This window comes from Desulfoluna sp. CLI2B (assembly GCF_056847375.1).
In genome coordinates, this window is the sequence record NZ_CP186557.1 from 261676 (window position 1) to 280971 (window position 19296).

Annotated in this window: 19 protein-coding genes; 16 read left to right on the top strand and 3 right to left on the bottom strand. The window is 58.9% G+C overall.

Annotated features, from left to right (window positions below; genetic code table 11):
• Window positions 1-186 precede the first annotated feature (186 nt).
• From ACOYW2_RS01325 to ACOYW2_RS01360, 8 genes are all read left to right on the top strand, one after another.
• Entirely contained in the window at window positions 187-1488 is a 1302-nt protein-coding gene (locus ACOYW2_RS01325; protein WP_482769119.1) for a TolC family protein, read from the top strand.
• A complete protein-coding gene (locus ACOYW2_RS01330) occupies window positions 1481-2176 on the top strand; it encodes an ABC transporter ATP-binding protein (protein WP_482769120.1) in 696 nt (231 codons plus the stop codon). Before ACOYW2_RS01325 ends, ACOYW2_RS01330 begins: the two co-directional genes overlap by 8 nt.
• A complete protein-coding gene (locus ACOYW2_RS01335; RefSeq protein ID WP_482769121.1) occupies window positions 2169-2486 on the top strand; it encodes an ABC transporter permease in 318 nt (105 codons plus the stop codon). The genes ACOYW2_RS01330 and ACOYW2_RS01335 overlap by 8 nt, the downstream gene beginning before the upstream one ends.
• Window positions 2417-3436, top strand: a complete 1020-nt coding sequence (locus ACOYW2_RS01340; protein ID WP_482770965.1) for an ABC transporter permease — start codon at window positions 2417-2419, stop codon at window positions 3434-3436. The genes ACOYW2_RS01335 and ACOYW2_RS01340 overlap by 70 nt, the downstream gene beginning before the upstream one ends.
• A gap of 5 nt (window positions 3437-3441) precedes the next feature.
• Window positions 3442-4767: an ABC transporter permease gene (locus ACOYW2_RS01345; RefSeq protein WP_482769122.1), complete on the top strand. Its 1326-nt coding sequence runs from the start codon at window positions 3442-3444 to the stop codon at window positions 4765-4767.
• 565 nt (window positions 4768-5332) lie between these two features.
• Window positions 5333-6460, top strand: coding sequence for an efflux RND transporter periplasmic adaptor subunit (locus tag ACOYW2_RS01350; protein ID WP_482414899.1), 1128 nt, complete (start codon window positions 5333-5335; stop codon window positions 6458-6460).
• 30 nt (window positions 6461-6490) lie between these two features.
• On the top strand, window positions 6491-6619 hold the full coding sequence (locus tag ACOYW2_RS01355) for a hypothetical protein (protein WP_482421393.1): 129 nt from the start codon (window positions 6491-6493) through the stop codon (window positions 6617-6619).
• Window positions 6620-6680: 61 nt separating this feature from the next.
• Window positions 6681-8105: an ATP-binding protein gene (locus ACOYW2_RS01360; RefSeq protein ID WP_482770966.1), complete on the top strand. Its 1425-nt coding sequence runs from the start codon at window positions 6681-6683 to the stop codon at window positions 8103-8105.
• Here the strand turns inward: ACOYW2_RS01360 and ACOYW2_RS01365 are convergent.
• Window positions 8077-8793 (bottom strand): winged helix-turn-helix domain-containing protein, encoded by a 717-nt coding sequence (locus ACOYW2_RS01365; protein ID WP_482414901.1) that lies wholly within the window; start codon window positions 8791-8793, stop codon window positions 8077-8079. The two genes, ACOYW2_RS01360 and ACOYW2_RS01365, sit on opposite strands and share 29 nt — an antisense overlap.
• Window positions 8794-10222: 1429 nt before the next feature.
• Complete coding sequence (locus tag ACOYW2_RS01370; RefSeq protein ID WP_482769123.1) at window positions 10223-11293, bottom strand: sensor domain-containing diguanylate cyclase; 1071 nt, start codon at window positions 11291-11293, stop codon at window positions 10223-10225.
• A 395-nt stretch (window positions 11294-11688) separates the two neighbouring features.
• Between ACOYW2_RS01370 and ACOYW2_RS01375 the strand changes: the two genes are divergently transcribed.
• From ACOYW2_RS01375 to ACOYW2_RS01395, 5 genes are all read left to right on the top strand, one after another.
• Window positions 11689-12630 carry a lysophospholipid acyltransferase family protein gene (locus ACOYW2_RS01375; RefSeq protein ID WP_482769124.1) on the top strand — a complete coding sequence of 314 codons (942 nt, stop codon included), beginning with the start codon at window positions 11689-11691 and terminating at the stop codon, window positions 12628-12630.
• 210 nt (window positions 12631-12840) lie between these two features.
• The gene (locus ACOYW2_RS01380) at window positions 12841-13383 is read left to right on the top strand and encodes a GNAT family N-acetyltransferase (protein WP_482769125.1); all 543 of its coding nucleotides are present in this window, start codon (window positions 12841-12843) and stop codon (window positions 13381-13383) included.
• Window positions 13384-13652: 269 nt separating this feature from the next.
• On the top strand, window positions 13653-14129 hold the full coding sequence (locus tag ACOYW2_RS01385) for a hypothetical protein (RefSeq protein WP_482421398.1): 477 nt from the start codon (window positions 13653-13655) through the stop codon (window positions 14127-14129).
• Window positions 14130-14541: 412 nt separating this feature from the next.
• Complete coding sequence (locus ACOYW2_RS01390) at window positions 14542-15054, top strand: hypothetical protein (protein ID WP_482769126.1); 513 nt, start codon at window positions 14542-14544, stop codon at window positions 15052-15054.
• Between the two features lie 254 nt (window positions 15055-15308).
• A complete protein-coding gene (locus ACOYW2_RS01395; protein WP_482769127.1) occupies window positions 15309-15962 on the top strand; it encodes a LysE family translocator in 654 nt (217 codons plus the stop codon).
• Between the two features lie 136 nt (window positions 15963-16098).
• On the opposite strand, the gene ACOYW2_RS01400 is transcribed toward ACOYW2_RS01395, so the two are convergent.
• Window positions 16099-16983: a LysR family transcriptional regulator gene (locus ACOYW2_RS01400; protein WP_482769128.1), complete on the bottom strand. Its 885-nt coding sequence runs from the start codon at window positions 16981-16983 to the stop codon at window positions 16099-16101.
• A 114-nt stretch (window positions 16984-17097) separates the two neighbouring features.
• Between ACOYW2_RS01400 and ACOYW2_RS01405 the strand changes: the two genes are divergently transcribed.
• From ACOYW2_RS01405 to ACOYW2_RS01415, 3 genes are all read left to right on the top strand, one after another.
• Complete coding sequence (locus tag ACOYW2_RS01405; RefSeq protein ID WP_482769129.1) at window positions 17098-17280, top strand: hypothetical protein; 183 nt, start codon at window positions 17098-17100, stop codon at window positions 17278-17280.
• Window positions 17281-17460: 180 nt separating this feature from the next.
• Window positions 17461-18492, top strand: coding sequence for a flagellar hook-length control protein FliK (gene fliK, locus ACOYW2_RS01410; RefSeq protein ID WP_482421402.1), 1032 nt, complete (start codon window positions 17461-17463; stop codon window positions 18490-18492).
• Window positions 18479-18754, top strand: coding sequence for an EscU/YscU/HrcU family type III secretion system export apparatus switch protein (locus tag ACOYW2_RS01415; protein WP_482769130.1), 276 nt, complete (start codon window positions 18479-18481; stop codon window positions 18752-18754). Before fliK ends, ACOYW2_RS01415 begins: the two co-directional genes overlap by 14 nt.
• Window positions 18755-19296 lie beyond the last annotated feature (542 nt).

Sequence of the window (19296 nt, forward strand, 5' to 3'; positions counted from 1 at the left end):
CCCGGTGTCCTTGTTTACTCCGTGGGTGGTTCTGCTGATATGACATATCTGAAATTGCTTTCACTGTATGCATTGCCTACAATGCGGAGGCTGATTTTCAGGTCAGCTGGCCCGGCAGGACATGACTCCGAAAGGAGCCAACCCCAGAGAATATCTTGACTGACACACAGAAGGCACACCTTAGGTATGAGAAGCGCGATCAGTGCAGTTGTTTTTTTACTGAGTTTGTGGGTTTCAGGGCCTCTTTATGCCCTGACCCTGCAGGACGCCGTAAAGGCGGGGCTGAAAAACAGCCACACCCTGAAAGGGGCGTCCCATGAAACCGATATTGACAAGTACAGACGGGACACGGCCCAGGCGGCGTTGATGCCGAAGGTCACCTCCCGCTACGGCTACTCCCGGACAGACCGGTCGGCGGGCGGTGACGGGCGGGACAGCTCGTCGGCCGGGGTGACGGTGAGCTGGAATCTCTTCAACGGGCTGGCCGACCTCAACACCTATCGGTCGGCTGCGGCAGGCTATCAGGCACGTCAGTTCCAGGAGACCGGCCAGGTGGAGGACTACAAGCTCAAGGTGATCAATGCTTACATCGAGGTGTTGAGCGCCCGGAAGAAGAGGGCCGTGGCCACAGAGTCCGAGGCGCTCCTGCAGTCACAGCTCAAGACCACACGGTTGTCCTACAAAGTGGGACTCTTTCCGAAAAACGAGGTGCTTAAGGTGGAGTCCCGGGCCGTGGCCGCCCATCGCAAGGTCCTGGAAGCCCAAAGACGAGTACGGGTGGCGATCTTCGACCTGGAAAAGGTAACGGGGCTTACCCTTTCCGGCGCCGAGCCCTTGACGGATTTTCCGGCGGAGACCCCGGGGGTACCGGCCCTAGAGCAGCTGACGGCCATGATGGACGCCAACCGCAGTGAGTTGAAATACCTGGACACCTTGCTGACCTCCAGGGGGTATGATGCCCGGGCGGCCAAAGGCAGCTGGTGGCCCTCCCTGGACGTGTCGGCCGGGTGGACCCATTACGGGGACTCGGCCATGCCCGACGGCAGGGCCTACGGCCACAACGACGATACCGTGGCGCGGGCCGATCTCAGCTGGACCCTCTTCGACGGCACCGCCAGGAAGAGCCGCCTGGCAAGCGCCCGGTCCGAGGTCTCCCGGGTTCAAGAGACCCTTGCAGACACCCGGTTGACCCTTGAAACCGCTTTGAAACGGGTGGTGGAGGATTACCGGCTCGCCGTGGCAAGCTATGATGCCGCCCACAGCGAAGTGGCCTCGGCCCGGGAGAACCACCGCGTCACCGAGGCCATGGTCAAAGCCAGGAGCGCCACGCCCACGGACCTTCTGGATGCCAACATGATGCTCACCCAGGCGGAGAACAGCCGTGCCGAGGCGCGGTATGCCATGTATCGGGCCATGGCCGAGATGGAACGGGCCGTTGAAACGCCCCTGTTTTATGACGGCGGCAAGAGGTTCTTCGACTATGATTGAGATCAAGGGTCTGCATAAAACATATCCCCTGGGAGAGGGGCGGCTCCATGTGCTCAAGGGCATCGACCTGTCGGTGTGTGAAGGGGAAATGGTGTCGGTGATGGGGTCCTCGGGATCGGGGAAGTCCACCCTTCTGAACATCCTGGGGCTTCTGGACAGCTATGACAGCGGCTCTTACCTCCTCAACGGCATGGCCGTGGGGGCCATGGATGAAACCCGGGCCGCTCGCCTGCGCAACCGAAACCTGGGCTTCGTATTCCAGTCCTTTAACCTTATTCCTTTCAAGACAGCCGAAGAGAACGTGGCCCTGCCTTTGTACTACCGGGGCGTTCGACGGCGCGAGAGAAATCGTCTTGCCAGGTCCCTGTTGGCGCGCGTGGGGCTGGCAGACCGGGCCGGTCACCTTCCAGCAGAGCTCTCCGGCGGGCAGAAGCAGCGGGTGGCCATTGCCCGGGCCCTTATCACCGATCCGCCCCTGATCCTTGCGGACGAGCCCACCGGCGCCCTGGACACCGACACCTCCTACGAGGTGATGGCCCTGCTCCGGGAGATCAACGCCACGGGCAAGACCATTGTCATCATCACCCATGAACCCGACATCGCGGAGATGACGGACCGCATGATCCGGTTGAAGGACGGACGCATCGAGGCCGGCACCCCGGAGCACAAGGGGGGCGGAGATGTTTGACGCGGACCGATGGCGGGAGGTCTTCGGCGTGCTGAACAGGAATCGTTTGAGGACCCTTCTCACGGGGTTCTCCGTGGCCTGGGGGATCTTTATCCTCATCGTTCTGCTGGGGGCGGGCACAGGCCTTGAAAACGGCCTTCGGGAGAACTTCAAGGGTGAGGCCATGAACGCCATCTCCGTGTACGGCGGGTTTACCCAGAAGGACCACAACGGGGTGGTGGTGGCTGGGGATATTCTCAACTGGAGGACCCCGAGCTGGTTCGCGGGCGCATCAAGGGCATCGGCCACATGGCCCCGATCATTGAACTGAACCTGGAGACCCCGGTGCGCCACGGCAGCGAGTACGGATTTTTCAACGTGGAGGCCGTCTGCCCGGAGAACCGGCACATCACCCGTGTGGAGATGATCCGGGGGCGCTACCTGAACTCCGTGGATATGCAGGAGACCCGCAAAACAGCGGTGGTGGACGACGAAATCGCCCGGGCTCTCTTCGGAAATCCAGAGGCCGTGGGGCAGTCCCTTCTCATCGGGGGGATTCCCTTTACCGTGGTGGGGGTCTTCAAGCGCCTTTCCAGCTTCGGCAGCCGGACGATCTACATTCCCTTTGCCACGGGACAGCGCCTCTTTCAGACCGACCGGAAGATCACGGGGTTTACCTATCTTGTGGACGGCGAGACCCCCCTGGCAAAAAGTCGCCTCATGGAAGCCGGCACCCGGGTTGCCCTGGCCGGCAAGCATCGCTTTGACCCGTCGGACAAAGCCGCCCTCATGACCATGAACAGCCAGGAAGAGTCCATCATGTTCCGCAAGCTCTTTACGGCCATTCGCCTGTTTCTCTGGATCACCGGCATCGGCACCCTCATTGCCGGTATCGTGGGGATCAGCAACATCATGCTGATCACCGTGCGTGAGCGGACCCGGGAGATCGGCATCCGCAAGGCCGTGGGGGCCACCCCCGCATCCGTGGTGGGCATGGTGGTGACCGAGGCGGTGCTCATCACCGTGGCGGCCGGGTACACAGGCCTGGTGGCAGGGGTGGCCACCCTGGAACTGGTGCAGTGGATCATGGCGGTGACAAGCGCCAAGGCAGCCGAGAGCACAGACGTCCTGGGCAATTTCACCGTGTTTTTGAATCCCACCGTGGACTTCGGCATTGCGGTCAAGGCGTTGCTGCTTCTGTCTGCAGCCGGGGTCCTGGCCGGTTTTTTCCCGGCGCGAAGGGCGGCCCTTGTGAAACCCATTGAGGCCATGCGGGAGTAACGACCATGTTTGATGCGGATTACTGGAAAGAGATTTTCCACACCCTTGGGTGCAACAAGACCCGGACGTTTTTGACGGCCTTTGGCGTGTTCTGGGGGCTTTTCATGCTCACCCTCCTCACCGGTGCTGGAAACGCCCTGAAAAACGGGGCCATGAAGGATTTTGACGGGTACGCCAAAAACGGCGCCTATCTCTGGTCCCAGCCCACGGGGAAACCCGGCGGCGGGTACAGCCGGGGCCGGGAGTGGCACATCACCCTGCAGGACGTCGCCGTGCTCAAGCACAAATTGGCCGAGCTCAAAAGCATTGCACCGCGCCTTCACGCGGGCAGCGGGGCCAAGAATGTGGCCCGGGGGGCCCGTTCCGCTTCCTTTACCGTGGTGGGGGACGTGCCGAGCTGGCGGGACATCGAGTCCATGAAGATCCTGAAGGGCCGGTTCATCAACGGCCTGGACATTCGGGACAAGCGGAAGGTGTGCGTCATCGGCAAACGGGTGGCCGAGGTGCTTTTCCTGCCCGGAGAAGACCCCCTCGGAAAAAAGGTGAAAGTGTTCGGCGGGTACTTCCGGGTTGTGGGGGTGGTGGCCCCCATCTCCGCCCAGGATCGCCAGAAGAGTCGGACTGTTCACCTGCCCTTTGCCACCCTGGGCGGCCTCCTGAATTTGGGGGACGACATTCATTACATGGGCGTCACCGCTGCCGACGGTGTGAGCGTGGCCACCCTGGAGGAGCGCATCATCGCCATCCTCAAGGAGCGCCACAGCATCGCCCCCGACGATGCCCAGGCCGTGGGCCACCTGAACATCGAGCGCCAGTACAGAAAAATGACGAGCCTCTTTTTCGGGATCTCCGCCCTCTCCTGGGCCGTGGGCTTAGGGACCCTGGCTGCCGGTGTCATCGGGATCTGCAACATCATGCTTCTGGTGATCCGGGAGCGGACCCGCGAGATCGGCATCAAGCGGGCCCTGGGCGCAACCCCCCTTCAGGTCCGGCTTCAGATTGTCTGCGAGTCGGCCCTGCTTACCTGCGTGTCGGGGTATGCTGGGCTGTCTGCCGGGGTGGTGATTCTGGAGGCCGCCAACCGCGTGCTCAAAAAGGCCTCGGCCGGAGGAGAGGGGAGTATGTTCCTCAACCCCTCCATCAGCCTGGACGCGGCCCTGGGTGCCCTTGCCGTCCTGGTGGTGCATGTTTTGGCAGGTCTTCTGCCCGCCCAGCGGGCCGTTCGCATCAAGCCTGTGGAGGCCATCCAGGACGAAGAGTCTTCGGGATGCTCTGGCTCTTCGTTCTTGGACCGGATATTTCATGAGAAAACGGTCAAGCCAAATCAATAAAATATCATTACAGGCGGTTAGTGGGTGAAATTTAGATATTTGAAAAATGCAAAATGCCATTCGTCTTTTTCTGGTCGATTTTCTCACCCTTCGGGCGAGCCGAGTGCACCCATCTTCTGCGTTATCAGAGCCTTGAGGTAAAAGACTACATCTGCAGCTCTGATGCCTTGAATATGGGTGCACTCGACTCGTGAAATATCCGGGCTAAAGGACCGTCTCATTTGCTTACGGGCTGCGCCCGTAAAAAATTGACCGAAGCGGCCTTTTAGTCCGTCGTTACCCGTGCCGCACTGGAGTGCGGCGCTCCAGGGGGCAAAGGGAGGCGGAGGGGATGTAAATCTACACGATACTATTAGCGACCCGCCAGAGGCAACCGAATAGTTACGTTAGACGTTTGTTTGAAAGGCGGATGTGATTTGACCCGAGGAATGAGGGGCAAAGCGCATTCGCAACCTGCTTTCAAGGTGGCACACCTTGCCGCCGGAGGCTGCTTTAAGCTGACCCATGATGGTTCGTGGGGCAAGATGCCACGACTATGGAGTGTGATGAAACGATGAAAAAAATAATGACATGCCTTGCTGTGCTTTCCGTTGCCGCTCTGTTTATCGGCACCTTTGTGTTTCTCTACGGCAAGTCCCACGGGCCGGTGGAGACTTTTGGGACGGTTTCGCCGTCCTATGGGGACATTTCCAACAGGATCCTCATCACGGGCCACATTGAGCCGAGAAAGGAGATCAACATCAAGTCCCGGGTGGCAGGCATCATCCAGAACCTGGAAAAAGAGGCGGGCATGTCCGTGAAGAAGGGCGAGATCATCGCCACCATCCAGATCGTGCCTGAGATGATCCAGTTGAGCGCGGCCCGTTCCCGGGTGGAGGTGGCCCGCATTAACCTCGCCAACTGCCGGGATACCCTTCGGCGTAACCGGGAGCTGTTTCAGTCCGCCTCCATCTCAGAGTCCAAGATGGACGAGCACGAGCTTGCCGCCGACCTGGCACAGGCAGAGCTCAAGGCCGCCAGGGAGAACCTCCAGCTTATTCTGGAGGGACGGGCCGGGGACAGGGACACCGCCTCCAACACCCTCATTCGCTCCACCATCGACGGGATGATCCTGAGTGTTCCGGTGAAGCAGGGGGACTCGGTCATTGAGAGCAACTCCATGAACGAGGGCACCACCATCGCCGTCATCGCGGACATGAAGGACATGATCTTCAAGGGAACCGTGGATGAAATCGACGTGGAAAAGGTGAAGACGGGCATGCCTGTGGCCGTGACCCTGAGCGCGGACCGCCAGAAGGTCCTGTCCGGGGTCACGGAGTTCATCTCCCCCAAGGGCACCCAGACCAACGGGGCGGTGAAGTTTGACCTGCGGGCCACCCTGGACCTTCCCAATGAGGGATTGCTGCGATCGGGCTACAGCGCGGCCGGAGAAATTGTCCTGGCCGAGCGAAAGCACGTGCTCATGATCGATGAAGGGGTGGTGACCTTTGAAGAGAAAGGGGCCTTCGTGAACCTCGTCACCGGTGAAGACCCCCTGGTCTGTGAACACCGCACCGTGACCACAGGCCTCTCCGACGGCATCCACGTGGAGATCGTCGCCGGCCTGGAACCCGGGGACAAGGTCAAGGCAGACGACAGCCTGGTCAAGAGCCTTGCAGGCCGACCGGGTGATGAAGAGTCGGATATGATGTAAGACAAACCGTCATCAGAGAAAAAACATGCCATGAAGAAGATCTTTATCAAATTATACCTCTTGCTGCTGCTTGTCCTGGCCGTGTGGATCGGGTCGTTTCTGGCTGTGCTGCCCTACCTTGAGTCCCTTGAAAAAGAGAACGACAAGCCTTCATCATGAAAGGGGTAATGAAGCCATTCGTGAGTTCCGGGAAGTTCCCCCCTCCCGGTGGCCGGAGTTGGTGAGGGCCTTTGGCGAGGTGTCCGGCAGGCTTGCCTCGATTGTGCCCCTGTCTGATGTGAAGGGCCTGGAAGACGACGCACAGCAGGGCCTGCGAGACGGTAAACTCGTGAGTGATTACTCGGAAGACGCCTTTTACCGGCGGCTTGGCAAGAGCGACAAGGTGCTTCTGGTGGATCCGGGGCGTGACGGGTCGAGCTGGTACACAGGTGAAGACGAGCGGGTCACGGACCTTACCGTGTTTCTGATCTCCCGGGAATTTCAGCGACAGGACTCCCTTTCTGCCGAGGAGGCCCTTGCCGCCATCGGGCCGGTTTTCGGGTTTCCGGTCCGGCTGAGCAAGGCTCCTCCCGCCGACGGGGGACAAGGGGCTGTGGACCGCCTGGCCCGCAGGGGGATCTGGGTGGACAAGGAGGCAGACATTGCCTGGTGCACTCTCCCCGGTGTTAAGAGTTACCTTGTCCTCGGTTCCCTGGACGAGGGGGAGGCCCTTCTCTATTACGTATCGGTGTACTGTGTCCTTGGCATGTTCCTGGTCCTTATTGCCGCAGGGGCCTTTCTCTGGACCCGGCCCCTGTGGCGGGACCTCGATGCCCTCACCGGGGTGGCCGAGCGGTTCAAAAAAGGGGACCTGTCGGCCCGGGTGGCGGTTTCCAAGGGGTCGGCCGTGCATATCCTTGCAGAAGAGTTCAACGCCATGGCAGCACAGGTCCAGCGGGAGATTTCCTACCGTATCGACCTGGCCGATGCCGTCTCCCATGAGCTTCGCTCGCCCCTGGCGCGCCTCCAGTTTGCCTTCGGGCTCCTGGACGAAGCCACCGATGCCGGGGCAAAGCAGAAACTCAATGCAGAGATCCAGTGCAGCATCGAAGAATTAGACGGGCTGGTGGAAGAGCTGCTCGCTTTTTCCCGCATGGAGCATGGGGGCGAAAAACCTGATTTTCAAGAGGTGAACATGACCCGGTGGCTGGAGACGTTTCAAGCCGGGATTTCCGTGGTGAGGCCGGAGGTGGATGTGGCTTTCCAGGACCTCCTGGAACCGGAGCAGGCAACGGCCCTGGCTGAAGAACGCCTTTTGGGGCGGGCCCTGGGGAACCTTGTGGGCAATGCGATGCGGTATGCCAAGAGCTCTGTTGAGGTGTCTCTGGAACGATCAGGGGACGACTTTTTCCTCACCGTGGAGGATGACGGGTGCGGCATTGCCGAGGAACACCGGGAAAATGTCTTTGTGCCCTTTATCCGACTGGATGAGAGCAGGGACAGGGAGTCCGGAAACCACGGCCTGGGCCTTGCCATTGTCCGCAGCATTGCCGAGCGCCACAGGGGCCGCGTGACCATCGGCGAGTCCCGCCTGGGCGGTGCCCTGGTTCGTTTGTCCTGGCCTGTTCAGGCCCCATCTATGAAGGATCGTCCCACGCCGTCGTAACAAGCAGGTACCCCGCCGCCCAGACGGTTTTGATTCGTTTGGGGCGCTTGGGGTCATCCCCCACCTTTTTCCTGACCCGCGAGACAAGAACATCCACGGATCGATCCTGCCCGTCGTAGGCCACACCACGAATTGTTGTTGAAATGTCATCACGGCTGACCACCTCGCCCGCCCTGGAGGCCAGGAGGGTGAGCAGGTTGAACTCGTTGGTGGTGAGGCTCAAGGGGGTCCCTGAAAGGAAGGCGTTTCGGTCCCGGGTGTCGATGACGAGGCTTCCGAAAGTGAAGGTGTCCGTGGCATGTCGGGGCTCGGCTTCCGCCTGGGTGCGCCGTAGCAGGGCCGTGAGCCGGGCAAGGAGCACCCGGGGCGTCATGGGCTTGGCCACATAGTCGTCGGCCCCGAGCTCCAGGCCCACCACGTGGTCGATGTCGTCCCCCTTGGCCGTGAGCATTAGAATGGGCCCGGTAAATGTGGGCCGGATGGCACGGCAAATGGAAAACCCGTCCAGGCCCGGCAGCATGATATCCAGGACAACCACCTTCGGCGAACACTCCGCCAGCCTTTTTTCCGCGCAATCTCCCCGCCGTTCCCATGTCACATCAAATCCATTTTTATCAAGGTACTCTTTGATCATCGGGGCAAGGCGGTTGTCGTCTTCAACCAGCAGCAGGGGGATCTTCTTTTCCATGTGAACAACTCCAGCGTGTAACGGAAAAAGATAGTTCTCAGACTGGGAATCCGAGAGGTTCGGCGCCCGGTATCCGACCGTGTCGGGTGGTGCGGCGGGGGAAACACATCACGATACGAGTCTGGTCGTACCATGGTTTTTTCCGTGGCGGCAACGGGTTTTTGCCGTCATTGGAACACTCCTCCCTTATGGGAACCTGTTTCTTCACATTTGTACACATTTTTACACACAATCTCCATAGAATGTGCCCCCTTGCCGGCTCTACACTGCGCCTTGAAGTCAACCCCCACGGTTACCGGAAACACGCGACCCGTCCGCCACGGCGGAATCGACCGTGCGTTAACTGAAAAGAAAAACCACAACAAGGAGTCGGAATGAAAAATAAAGGAAACACAGCTGCGGTTGTTTTGTTTTTTGTCACACTCGTCGCATGCAGTGCCTGGAGCTCTCCCGCGCTCTGCAAAGGGGCGTGCATCGAAGAGGCTGCACCAGGCATCGGAGCTGTGCCTGCCTCCATGGAACCAGAGTATAGACGGGTGTTCTGCAAGTACACCAAGGTGGTTGCGCCCAATGGAAAGCCCATTCATATCCTTGCCCAGGACAAGATCAGTGACCTTCAAATGCTTCGGGCCAAAGGGGTGCTGGAGCATTACCTGAAAGACTTCCCCGGGTCCCTTTACGGCGAGGACAAATCTGCCGTGGCGAACCGAATGGCCGACAACGGCGCGGCGTTGCTTCTGCTCAACGGGAGCGACGATCGGTGGTTTCCGGTGAGGCTGGAGGGGCAACCGCTTTACCAGGATGAAATCCAGGTGGAAGGCGGGGAGTGGTACATGAACCAGGATTACGAGCACCACCGGGACGCCACCTTTGAAGAGATCCTTCACCTTGTCCATGACTACGGCATCGGCGTGGACGGACCCCATACCCTGCCGGGGGTCTTGCCCGGGCTGCAGGCCAGAATTCGTGTGGCCCAGCAATATGCCCTGGAAAACGGCCTGATGGGTGACCTGCCGGAGGAGGTGGTTGACGAGTGGACCCTGGAAAACAGCCTCTCCCAGGAGTACCTGGCCGCCGTGGTGGACAGCTGGTACGGCCTCTGGGGCGCCTGGCCGTGGAATGACCGCGGCATGTACGGGCATTACTGCGCAAAGGATCGGGAAGGCCTTCGACAGAACGACCCCATGGGGGCGTCCATTATGGACAACACCTTTTTTCACCCCTACCTCACCTACAACGCACGCATCGACCCCGGGTTTGAAGGGACCTTCTCCCTGCGGTTCGACCCCGAGCTTCCATATACCCATCATGCCCGCTACCTCAAAGACGTCACCCTGACTGGGGACGAAAACAGCAACGTGCGGGTCAACGGGTACAACAACGACATCACGGGCAACCGTGGTGAAAACACCGTGTTGTTCAGCGGAAACTATGCTGAGTACACCATTCGCCTGAGAAGTGGCTTCAGCATCCGCGTTGAGGATGGGGTCCCAAACCGAGACGGCATCAACACCCTGAGAGACGTCGAGGTGCTTACGTTCCAGGATCGCGTTCTGGTGTTGGGCCCAGAGTAACGGTTCAGTTTGCCTCCACCGGAGGGTTTTCTTAGCGGAAGGAGGTTCGGTTTCTCCCGGCGGCCTTGCTTTCGTAAAGGAGGGTGTCGGCCCGTTTGATGAGGCTGTCGATGGAGTCGTCGGGCCGCACGACGGTGGCGCCCATGGAGATGGTGACCCGCAGGGCCTTGCCGTTGTGGATGCACGTGGCGTTGGCAATGAGGGTGCGGAGGCGGTTGCCCAGGGACTCCAGGGCCTCGGCCGTGATGCAGGATGATGCCGATGAACGTTACTCCACCGCCCCCGTAGAGGTCAAAGGCCCGTGAGTTGGACACGAAGGTATCTGCGAGGGCTTTCAGGACCTTGTCTCCGGCGTCATGGCCGTAGGTGTCGTTGACCCTTTTGAAGTGGTCGATGTCCATGAAGAGGATGCCGAAGGGCACGCCGTAGCGCTTGTGTTCCTCCAAGTCCCCCTGGAGGGCCCGGAGGATGCCGGTGCGGTTGGCAAGCTGGGTGAGGATGTCCAGGAGGGCCAGCCTTTCCAGCTCCTTGATTCGCTGCTCTGTCAGGGTCTGGTAGCTGATGTCCGTGAAAAGCTCAATGCCCCCCACCACGTTGCCGTCGGGGTCGTTGAGGGTGCTGACCCGGACCGAGACCGGGATGCGGTGGCCGTTTTTGTGGTGCAGGAAGAGTTCGGCTTCCCTCATCTTTTTGTCGGCCATGGTTTTTTCCAGGGGGCACCGGCCGGTGCAGAGCTTGTTTCCCTTGCCGTCCAGGTGGGTGAGGATATTCTCCGAGCATTTTTTGCCGAGGACCTCCTCTGCGGCGTATCCGGTGATGCGTTCTGCGGCTTTGTTCCAGAAGGTGATGGCGCGGTCTTTGTCCACGATGTACAGGCCGTCGTGGATGTTGTCGACGATTTTCGGAAATGCGGTTTTGATGTCCATGGGGCCCTTCTTTCGTGTTTCTGTCTTCAAAGACGGGCCGTGGAGGGGGGGGGGCGGGGTAAAACCGGGTGTATCTTTTCATGTTACGACCTTTTGCGAGCATACCACAAAGGTTGCGCTGCGGGCAATGAAAGAGACCGGGGTGGGCAGGGCGATCAATACGAAGCGCGGGGACGAAGATGAAAAAAACGGTGATTGCGCGGCTGCAAGATAGCCCACAGGTTAATACGTTGTCAGAAGAGATGGCAACGCACCCCGGAGCAGCAGGTACACGCCCCGCTGCCACGTTGCTCATGCGGGCAAACGTCGGTGACATGATCGTTTGAAAGGTCGTGCAGCCAGAATCGATCACCGTTCATTCGGTTTGCTGCCATTTACAGTACGAAGGAAGATGTATGAAATTTTCACGCCGTATCGAGTTCATGACTTACCACCTTATCAAATCATTAATAACCCTTATCGGGCTGATTCCCCCACGACGAGCCAACCGGCTTGCTCATTTTGTCGGACATGCCTGGTTTAAGTACGATACACGGCATCGAACCGTGGCCATGGACAACCTGACCCACGTCTTCGGTGATTCCATGGACCAGAAAGCGCTTACGGGACTTGCCAAGCGGAATTTTGTCAACACGGCTCGTATTGTTTTTGAAATGGGGCAGAGCACCCGGTGGCCATTGGAGAGTATCTGCCATCGGTTTCGTTATTACGGTCTGAACCACGTCATCAATGCCCATAAGAAAGGGAAAGGGGTCTTGCTGGTTATGGCTCATATCGGCAATTGGGAACTTGCGGCCCCAGCTATTATGGCCTCCGGTTTTCAGTCCGCCGCAGTGTATCGAACCCTAGATTTTAAGCCTTTGGACCGATACACCAAGGAGCTTCGGCAAAAGTTCGGATGCCGTATGTACCCTACGCGAAGGGCTGTCTATGGTATTCGGAAAGAGCTTTTTAAAGGAAATCTCGTGGGGCTGCTTATTGATCAAAATGCCAGCAAACCCCGTCAAAGCGTTTTTGTGGACTTTTTGGGGAGAAAGGCCAGTGCGAATAAAGGCCTGGCCTTCTTTGCCATGGCCACCGACGTGCCCGTAATCTCTTTTTTTGTGGTACGAGAAAAAGGCAAATTTCGGGCGGAGTTCGGCCCGGAGGTTCCCGTGCTAAAGACCGGTGACCCGGAGAAGGACCTCGTGGAAAACACCCAGGCCTTTAACCGTGTCATCGAAGAGATGGTGCGGCGCTATCCGGATCAGTGGTTCTGGATCCACAGGCGTTGGAAGACCCGCCCCCTTCAGGAGTGCGTCCCTGCAGGGGAGGTTGGCCATCTCGAAACCCTGTAGACCTGGTTGTCGCTTGCCTTAAACCGTCGGCCCGTACAGGAACATCGGAGACAAAATCTAAATGCGTTGGACATGCAAGGGTGAGGCGACTTGCTGTTTTCCTGCTTTTGATGGCCCTGCTGGCTATTGCCATTATTGGAAATCCATGGCAAGTGAGTGGTGATGTGTTGATGCCGGAATCACCTTTACTCGACGTATAAGGCATAATCTATGACTTCATTTTCATTCCCCCTTATCAGTGATCGCCTCTCTCTTCGTCCCCCCCGGCCTACGGACCGCGATTTTTTCGTGGCCCTTTACGGTGATGCGGACGTGATGCGCTTTATTCCTCCCCACAATGCCCCCCTTGCCGAAGAGGAGGCGGCTCAGCGCCTCTGGGTGCTCATGGACCACTGGCGGGAGTTCGGCTACGGGATGTTTGTGGTGTCGTGGAAAGAGACCGACGAACCCCTGGGCTACTGCGGACTTCGGTATCTTTCGGAGGTGGACGCCATTGAGCTGGGTGCCATCCTCGGCAAGAAAAGCTGGGGGCAGGGCGTTGGCCCAGAGGCCGGTCGGATGTGCATTGCGTTTGCCCGGGACCAGCTGAAGGCGGACCGCATCGTGTCCCTTACGGACCCGGAAAACGCCAGGTCCGGCCATGTCCTCACCGCCTTTGGCTTTTCCAGGCAGCCGGAGCTGGACGGCGAGTACCACGGCATGCCCCACCTCTTTTTTGAGATGGCCTTGCAACACGATACCCCTTCGGCCTGACTGGTTTCTCAAGGCATATCCGGGTACGCCCCCCTGTAAAGAATAATCCCCATGCCCTTGAAGAGTATTCTCCACCCCGGTGCCGGGCGCCGGGGTGCCTTGCCTTGAGCCCACGTGCATGTCCCGATTCGGCGGGGCGCTTTTTTTATGGCGGCCCGAGACCTGCCGTGGCACGCTTTGTGTAACTCCTCTTACCCATACAGCGTTTCTATCCAAAAGACGATCCAGCCGGTGTTGACCGGTATGTATAGAGTAAGGGAGGATCCGTTATGAAGACCGTGAAAAGAGCCTATGTGCATGTGTTTTTTACAGCCGTGATTGCAGCCTTTGTCATGGCCGTGACACCGGCCCATGCCGGTTTGTTTGACTTCACCCAAGGCAGGGTGGCCGCTCCGGGCAGTGACCTCCATGCTTTAGGCACCGAGGCCCTTGATCGCGGGCTCGGCGGTGTCAGCTATTTCACCAACGGCGAGGGCCGTGTGGTGGAGGTCCGGGCCAAAGAGATGGCCAACGGGGACCTGCGTGTTGCTGTCAGGCGTGTCCACATCCCGCAAAATTATGTCGCTGATACCCATGATCAGACCCTTGAGGCAGAGCGCACCTGGAACAGCCTGGCATCGCTCTCCGAACAACAGCCCTGGGTCGGCGGGTACGCGGTGCTGCCCCATGATGAAGGGGTGAAGGCGTATAAGCTCGGCGTGATGGTGGAAAACGAGTTCAACAGGAACCACCAGCGCGACAACTAAGTCGACCCTGCCTTGCAGGTGATCCGGGGAGCCCCCCATGGGAGCTCCCCAATATCAAAGGGACAGGCAACACGGTTTCCGTTCTTATGGGCCGGAGTCCCTTGCCGCTGAACAGAGAAAGATGTTGTGAAAACGTGAAATAACAACCCGCAGGAAGGGAGCGCAGCTGGTACCCGGCATGACGACTTCCACACGACTCCGTATCCCCCCCTCCCATGATCCCTTGACCCGGCTGACCTTTCCCAGGCGTTACCCATAAAACCCAACCGCGAACCCGGTATGTGGTGCAGGAACCCATGACAACCGGACGCACATTATCCCAAGAGGCATCGGTGCCCCCGGGCATCGCGAAATAAACCATTTGGCCGGGCTTTACCGGCTTTGATACATCCTAAGATAGAGGCATCATCATATGAGTACCTTCAAAGGCATAACGTTTCATATCGTCACCGTGACCGTTGTTATGGTGGCGTTCAGCTTCTCCTCCGGCCCTGCTGTTGCAGGGCTTTTTGACTTTACCAAGGGCACGGTGGCCCAACCCGGCACCGAGCTCCATGAACTGGGGACCCAGGCATTGATGTCGGGCCTGGACGGCATCAGCTATTTCACCAACGGTGAGGGGAACGTCATGAAGGTCCAGGCCAAGGAGATGAGCAACGGCGATCTGCGAGTCGCTGTCAACAAGGTGCATATCCCCCGGGATTATGTCTCCGAAAACACCGACCAGGTCATGGAGGCGGAGCAAACCCTGAAAGAGCTTGATGTCCTGGCGGAAAAACAGCCCTGGATCGGTGGTTACGCGGTCCTTCCCCATGACGAAGGCGTAAAGGCATACCAGACCGGCGTGATGGTGGAGAACGAGCGGCGGCGAAGTGCCACCGGCGCTTACAACAACAACCGGTCCGATTGCTGCTGGGGGTTCTGATCCTCTCGGGGAACATTTTGCCAAGAATTCTCTCCGGGCCTTCCCCCAGCCTTCCAACAGTCGGTGAGAAGGCCCGGTTCACAACGGTGCCCTGGGGCTGAAGCCCCGTTTACCCGAACGGGCGCATGGATTCATGTGTCCGTTTTTTTTGTTGGGGCCCGCCGGTGTTGTTATGGGGATCTTCCCTCCATTGACAGTTGTCCCGCTCTGGCCCATGATGGCCACCTGATCTGAATTCATTTGAGGAGATCCCCATGGAACAGAACCTGGTTGCCTATACCATTGCCATCACCCTGCTCACCGTCACCCCGGGCGTCGATACCCTCCTGGTGATCCGAAACACCACCCGGGGCGCCGTGAAGGACGGCTTTTTTACCAGCCTGGGCATTTGCTCGGGGCTTTTTGTCCATGCCGCCTTTTCCGCCGTGGGGATCTCGGTGATTCTCCTGCACTCTGCCATGGCCTTCGGGCTGCTCAAACTCGCAGGGGCCGCTTACCTTATCTGGCTGGGGATTGTGAGCCTGCGGTCTGCCGTTGCCAAGGGGAACGGGGACACAGGCGCCGAGATCCCTCCGGGCTTCGGTGACTTTCGCGTGGGCCGTTCCCTTCGGGAAGGCTTTCTCTCCAATGTCTTAAACCCCAAACCCATTGTCTTTTACATGGCCTTTCTGCCCCAGTTCATCGACCCAGCCCGTCCGGCCCTGGCACAGGCCTTAGGGCTCGCCGGCCTGCACTTTGCCATCGCCATGGTGTGGCAGACGGGCCTTGCCGCCATGGTGAACCGCGCCAAGGCCATCCTGATGAAGGAGAAGGTCCGCCGCATCATGGACGGCATCACCGGGGTGCTGATGGTGACCTTCGGGGTGCTGATGGTGACCTTCGGGGTGCTGTTGGGGTGGGAGAGGTGAGGCAGGAAATAGGTGATAGGAAAAACAAGTGATAGGAAAAACAGGTGATAGGAAAAACAGGTGATAGGTTATAGGCGATGGGGTATTTTCTATCACCTATCACCTATCACCTATCACCTATCACCTATCACCTGATTTACCCGCTTTTTCGGAACACTTCTGCAATGCCCTCCAGGGCCGCCTGGATCACGGGCTCGTTTTCCCGCTTTTTTGAATACCCGAAGGAAAGGGGCAGGGTCAGGTCTTCGCCGTCCCAGACAGCAAGGGTGCCTGCTTGTTCAGCCTTTAGCGCCTCGTCGCGCAGCATGATGGAGAGGCCGATGCCGGACTGGACCATGGTGGTGATGGTGGATTCGTTGTCCGAAAGCATGGCTGTGCCGGGGCGAATGCCGCCATGCTGCATCAGGGGCGTCAGGGCTTCGTTGTAAGGGCAGTGGGGCGGAAACCCCACCCAGGGCAGGGAGGCGATGGCTTGCCAGGACGCTCCTTTGATCTTGTCTGCCCAGTCGGCGGGCCCGGCTATCACCAGGTCGATCTCTTGGAGAAAGAGGCCGGAAATCTCATTGTGGGGGCACGACCCGTAGTAAAATCCGCCGTCGATGACACCCGCTTTCAAATCCAGGAGAATTTTGCCGGAGATGCTCTGGTGGTAGGAGAGGTGCACCCCGGGGTGCCGGTTTTTGAGCCAGGTGGCAAAGGGGGCGACCCTGAGTCCGGAGGGATCTGAGTTGAGCCCGATGCGCAGGTCCCCGGTGAGTTCCCGGCGCAGCTTCTGGGCCTGGAGTTCCATGGCGCGGGTTGCATCCAGGATGGCTTCGGCCGAGGCCTTCAAGACCTTGCCTTCATCGGTAAGGACCATGCCTTTGGGGGTGCGGTGGAACAAAGTCGTGCCCAGGGTCTCCTCAAGGGCCTTGATGTGGGCGCTGACGGCGGGCTGGCTGGTGTTGAGCCGCTCGGCCGCGCGGGTCAGGTGGGCTTCTTCCGCCACCGCCACAAAGGTTTTCAACTGGTAGATTTCCACGGTTTCCCCCTGATCAGGATTTGTGAAGAGGCTGATCCGCTCTTACGATTGGATGAAAATTACCACACCGGTGTAGTGTAAAGACAGTATTATTTACTTTCATTGAGGTGGGGTATGAGACAAACAGTCGGAGCGGTGTGGCAGGTGATCAAAACCCTTTTTACGGCGGAGGACTCCCGGTTGATGAAGGCGGAGCTTCGTTGTTCATGGGACGGAGCAAGGTGGGAAGGGGTGGTGAAAACCATGGTCTGGTACGGGCTGGCAGGCGCCGGGGTGATGCTGGTGGCACGGTTGTAGCCCATTTCTGAATACCCATGGGTCTGAAAACACGGCAATACCCGGTATTCGCGTTAAGGTTTTTTAAAGGAACGACCGAAGAGAAAGAGACAAAGCAGCTTCAACGGACGAAAGCCAAGGCAGCGCAGGGGCATCCCACGAGCTGCCGGATCACACGACACGCGTTGACGGGCACAGGCAATGGTCTCTTTTTTTGGATTCGGAAGCGGAAAACCCGCCGGGCCCCGGCCTCTGGCGCCGGGACGGGTGGTGAGGGCACGGGTGGTTCAGGCCAACCCCGACGGCACCGCCACCCTCAAGATCGGCAAGCGGGAGGTGGAGGCCACCGTGAACCAGCCCATGAAGAGCGGAGCCCTCATGCGCATGCGCGTCACCGATGTGGGCACAGAGCACATCGCCCTGCGCCGCCTGACCTTTGCAAACCATCCCGTGGGCCGCTACCTCGTGGCCCTTCGAAACCTGGGCCGCCAGGGACCGTTCCAGCATCTTTTTACCCTCTTCGGCACCGACCTTCCGGCCAAGGGAGCCACCGCCGCCACCCATCTGAAAGAAAAACTCCAGCGCTTTGTCTCCCAGATTGCCGTAAAACCCGGAAAGAGCGGCGTGGAAGATATTCGGCGCATGGTACGCCAGTCCGGCCTCATGCATGAACACAACCTCATGCAGGGCGGGGGAGAAGGCGAAGAAGACTTAAAGGGCCTCTCCCTGAAGCTTGCCCGGGCCGTGAAGCGGGAAGAACCCATCGGAAAGGCGGTGAAAGCCCTTATAGACGGCATTGAAAAACTCCAGGTGGTGAACCGCGCCACAGGCGAGGTGTCCGGTCGTTTTCTTTTGCCCCTGCCCATTGTGATGGACGGCAACCTAAGTTTTGGCCAGCTCCTCATCGACCGGGGGGAGGAGGGCGCCTCGGGCGGCGACGCAAAGGACCGGGTGACGCGGGTGTCCATGCTTCTGGACCTCACCCGTCTCGGAGAACTCCGGGCCGATATCTCTCTGCTTAAAGGGGCGGTGACGGGCACCTTTTCCGTGACAACCCCGGAGGCCGAAGCCCTCCTCGCAGACGATCTTGAAATGCTGAACCACAGCCTGGCCGAGAGAGGTTTTTCCGTGAGAAAGATGAACGTACAGCGCGTGGACCGGGCCGTGATGGCGGGCACCTCCCTGGTGGATGAGCTGGTGGACGCAATGGATGGGCTCCATGTCTCCATCTGATAAAAAACGGCAGACCGCCGTGGCCTTAGGGTACAAGACCGGCGAGGGCAACGCGCCCAAAGTCAAGGCCAAGGGACGCGGGCCCATGGCCGAAAAGATCATCGACCTGGCCCGGGAACACGGGGTGCCCATCCAGAGCGACCCCGACCTGGTGGAAGTCCTGGCAGCACTGGACCTCGACATGGAGATCCCCGAAGAGATCTACGCCGTGGTGGCCGAACTCCTTGCCTTTGTCTACCGCACCAACAACAAAGCCCTGTAAAACCTTTTATTCTTCGACCCATAAAAGTCTCCGACAGCCCTTTCGAGAGCATATCTTTTGTTTTTTCTGCGAAGTGAGAAGCTGCGCAATCGCGCCCTTACATGGGTATGACGCGTCACCCTTGATGTCGTGAGGTAGGGTGCGCTTGCGCACCGCCGAAAAATCGTAGCGGTCATGAAACCCCATGCCCGACTGATACAGCATAGAGATAGCAGAAGACGGTGGTTTTCCGAACTATCTTTCATATATTTTCGGAAGAATGAAACGGGTCTCTCCTGCAAAGGCGATTGCCAGATGTCACACATCACGCGAATACCCCGATAACACGGGCAGAATGGTTGCCTTCATGCCTTCGCCAGAGGGTTTCCAGGAGCCCCCACCTCGCCGTCGGAGTTATTCCGGTTAAAGTCAAGCGAATCCCAAAAGTTCTGCATCGTGTTTTTAGAAGAATGAAATGAGCCTCTCCTGCAAAGACGGTTGCCGGATGTCACACAACACGCGAATGCCCCGATACCGCAGGCAGAATGGCTGCCTTCATGCAT

What these genes read in the sequence shown, in the direction of transcription:
- ACOYW2_RS01325 (WP_482769119.1), top strand. Translation starts at nt 187, where the DNA reads ATGAGAAGCGCGATCAGTGCAGTTGTTTTTTTACTGAGTTTGTGGGTT.
- ACOYW2_RS01330 (WP_482769120.1), top strand. Translation starts at nt 1,481, where the DNA reads ATGATTGAGATCAAGGGTCTGCATAAAACATATCCCCTGGGAGAGGGG.
- ACOYW2_RS01335 (WP_482769121.1), top strand. Translation starts at nt 2,169, where the DNA reads ATGTTTGACGCGGACCGATGGCGGGAGGTCTTCGGCGTGCTGAACAGG.
- ACOYW2_RS01345 (WP_482769122.1), top strand. Translation starts at nt 3,442, where the DNA reads ATGTTTGATGCGGATTACTGGAAAGAGATTTTCCACACCCTTGGGTGC.
- ACOYW2_RS01350 (WP_482414899.1), top strand. Translation starts at nt 5,333, where the DNA reads ATGACATGCCTTGCTGTGCTTTCCGTTGCCGCTCTGTTTATCGGCACC.
- ACOYW2_RS01355 (WP_482421393.1), top strand. Translation starts at nt 6,491, where the DNA reads ATGAAGAAGATCTTTATCAAATTATACCTCTTGCTGCTGCTTGTCCTG.
- ACOYW2_RS01365 (WP_482414901.1), bottom strand. Translation starts at nt 8,793, where the DNA reads ATGGAAAAGAAGATCCCCCTGCTGCTGGTTGAAGACGACAACCGCCTT.
- ACOYW2_RS01370 (WP_482769123.1), bottom strand. Translation starts at nt 11,293, where the DNA reads ATGGACATCAAAACCGCATTTCCGAAAATCGTCGACAACATCCACGAC.
- ACOYW2_RS01375 (WP_482769124.1), top strand. Translation starts at nt 11,689, where the DNA reads ATGAAATTTTCACGCCGTATCGAGTTCATGACTTACCACCTTATCAAA.
- ACOYW2_RS01380 (WP_482769125.1), top strand. Translation starts at nt 12,841, where the DNA reads ATGACTTCATTTTCATTCCCCCTTATCAGTGATCGCCTCTCTCTTCGT.
- ACOYW2_RS01385 (WP_482421398.1), top strand. Translation starts at nt 13,653, where the DNA reads ATGAAGACCGTGAAAAGAGCCTATGTGCATGTGTTTTTTACAGCCGTG.
- ACOYW2_RS01390 (WP_482769126.1), top strand. Translation starts at nt 14,542, where the DNA reads ATGAGTACCTTCAAAGGCATAACGTTTCATATCGTCACCGTGACCGTT.
- ACOYW2_RS01395 (WP_482769127.1), top strand. Translation starts at nt 15,309, where the DNA reads ATGGAACAGAACCTGGTTGCCTATACCATTGCCATCACCCTGCTCACC.
- ACOYW2_RS01405 (WP_482769129.1), top strand. Translation starts at nt 17,098, where the DNA reads ATGAGACAAACAGTCGGAGCGGTGTGGCAGGTGATCAAAACCCTTTTT.
- fliK (WP_482421402.1), top strand. Translation starts at nt 17,461, where the DNA reads ATGGTCTCTTTTTTTGGATTCGGAAGCGGAAAACCCGCCGGGCCCCGG.
- ACOYW2_RS01415 (WP_482769130.1), top strand. Translation starts at nt 18,479, where the DNA reads ATGTCTCCATCTGATAAAAAACGGCAGACCGCCGTGGCCTTAGGGTAC.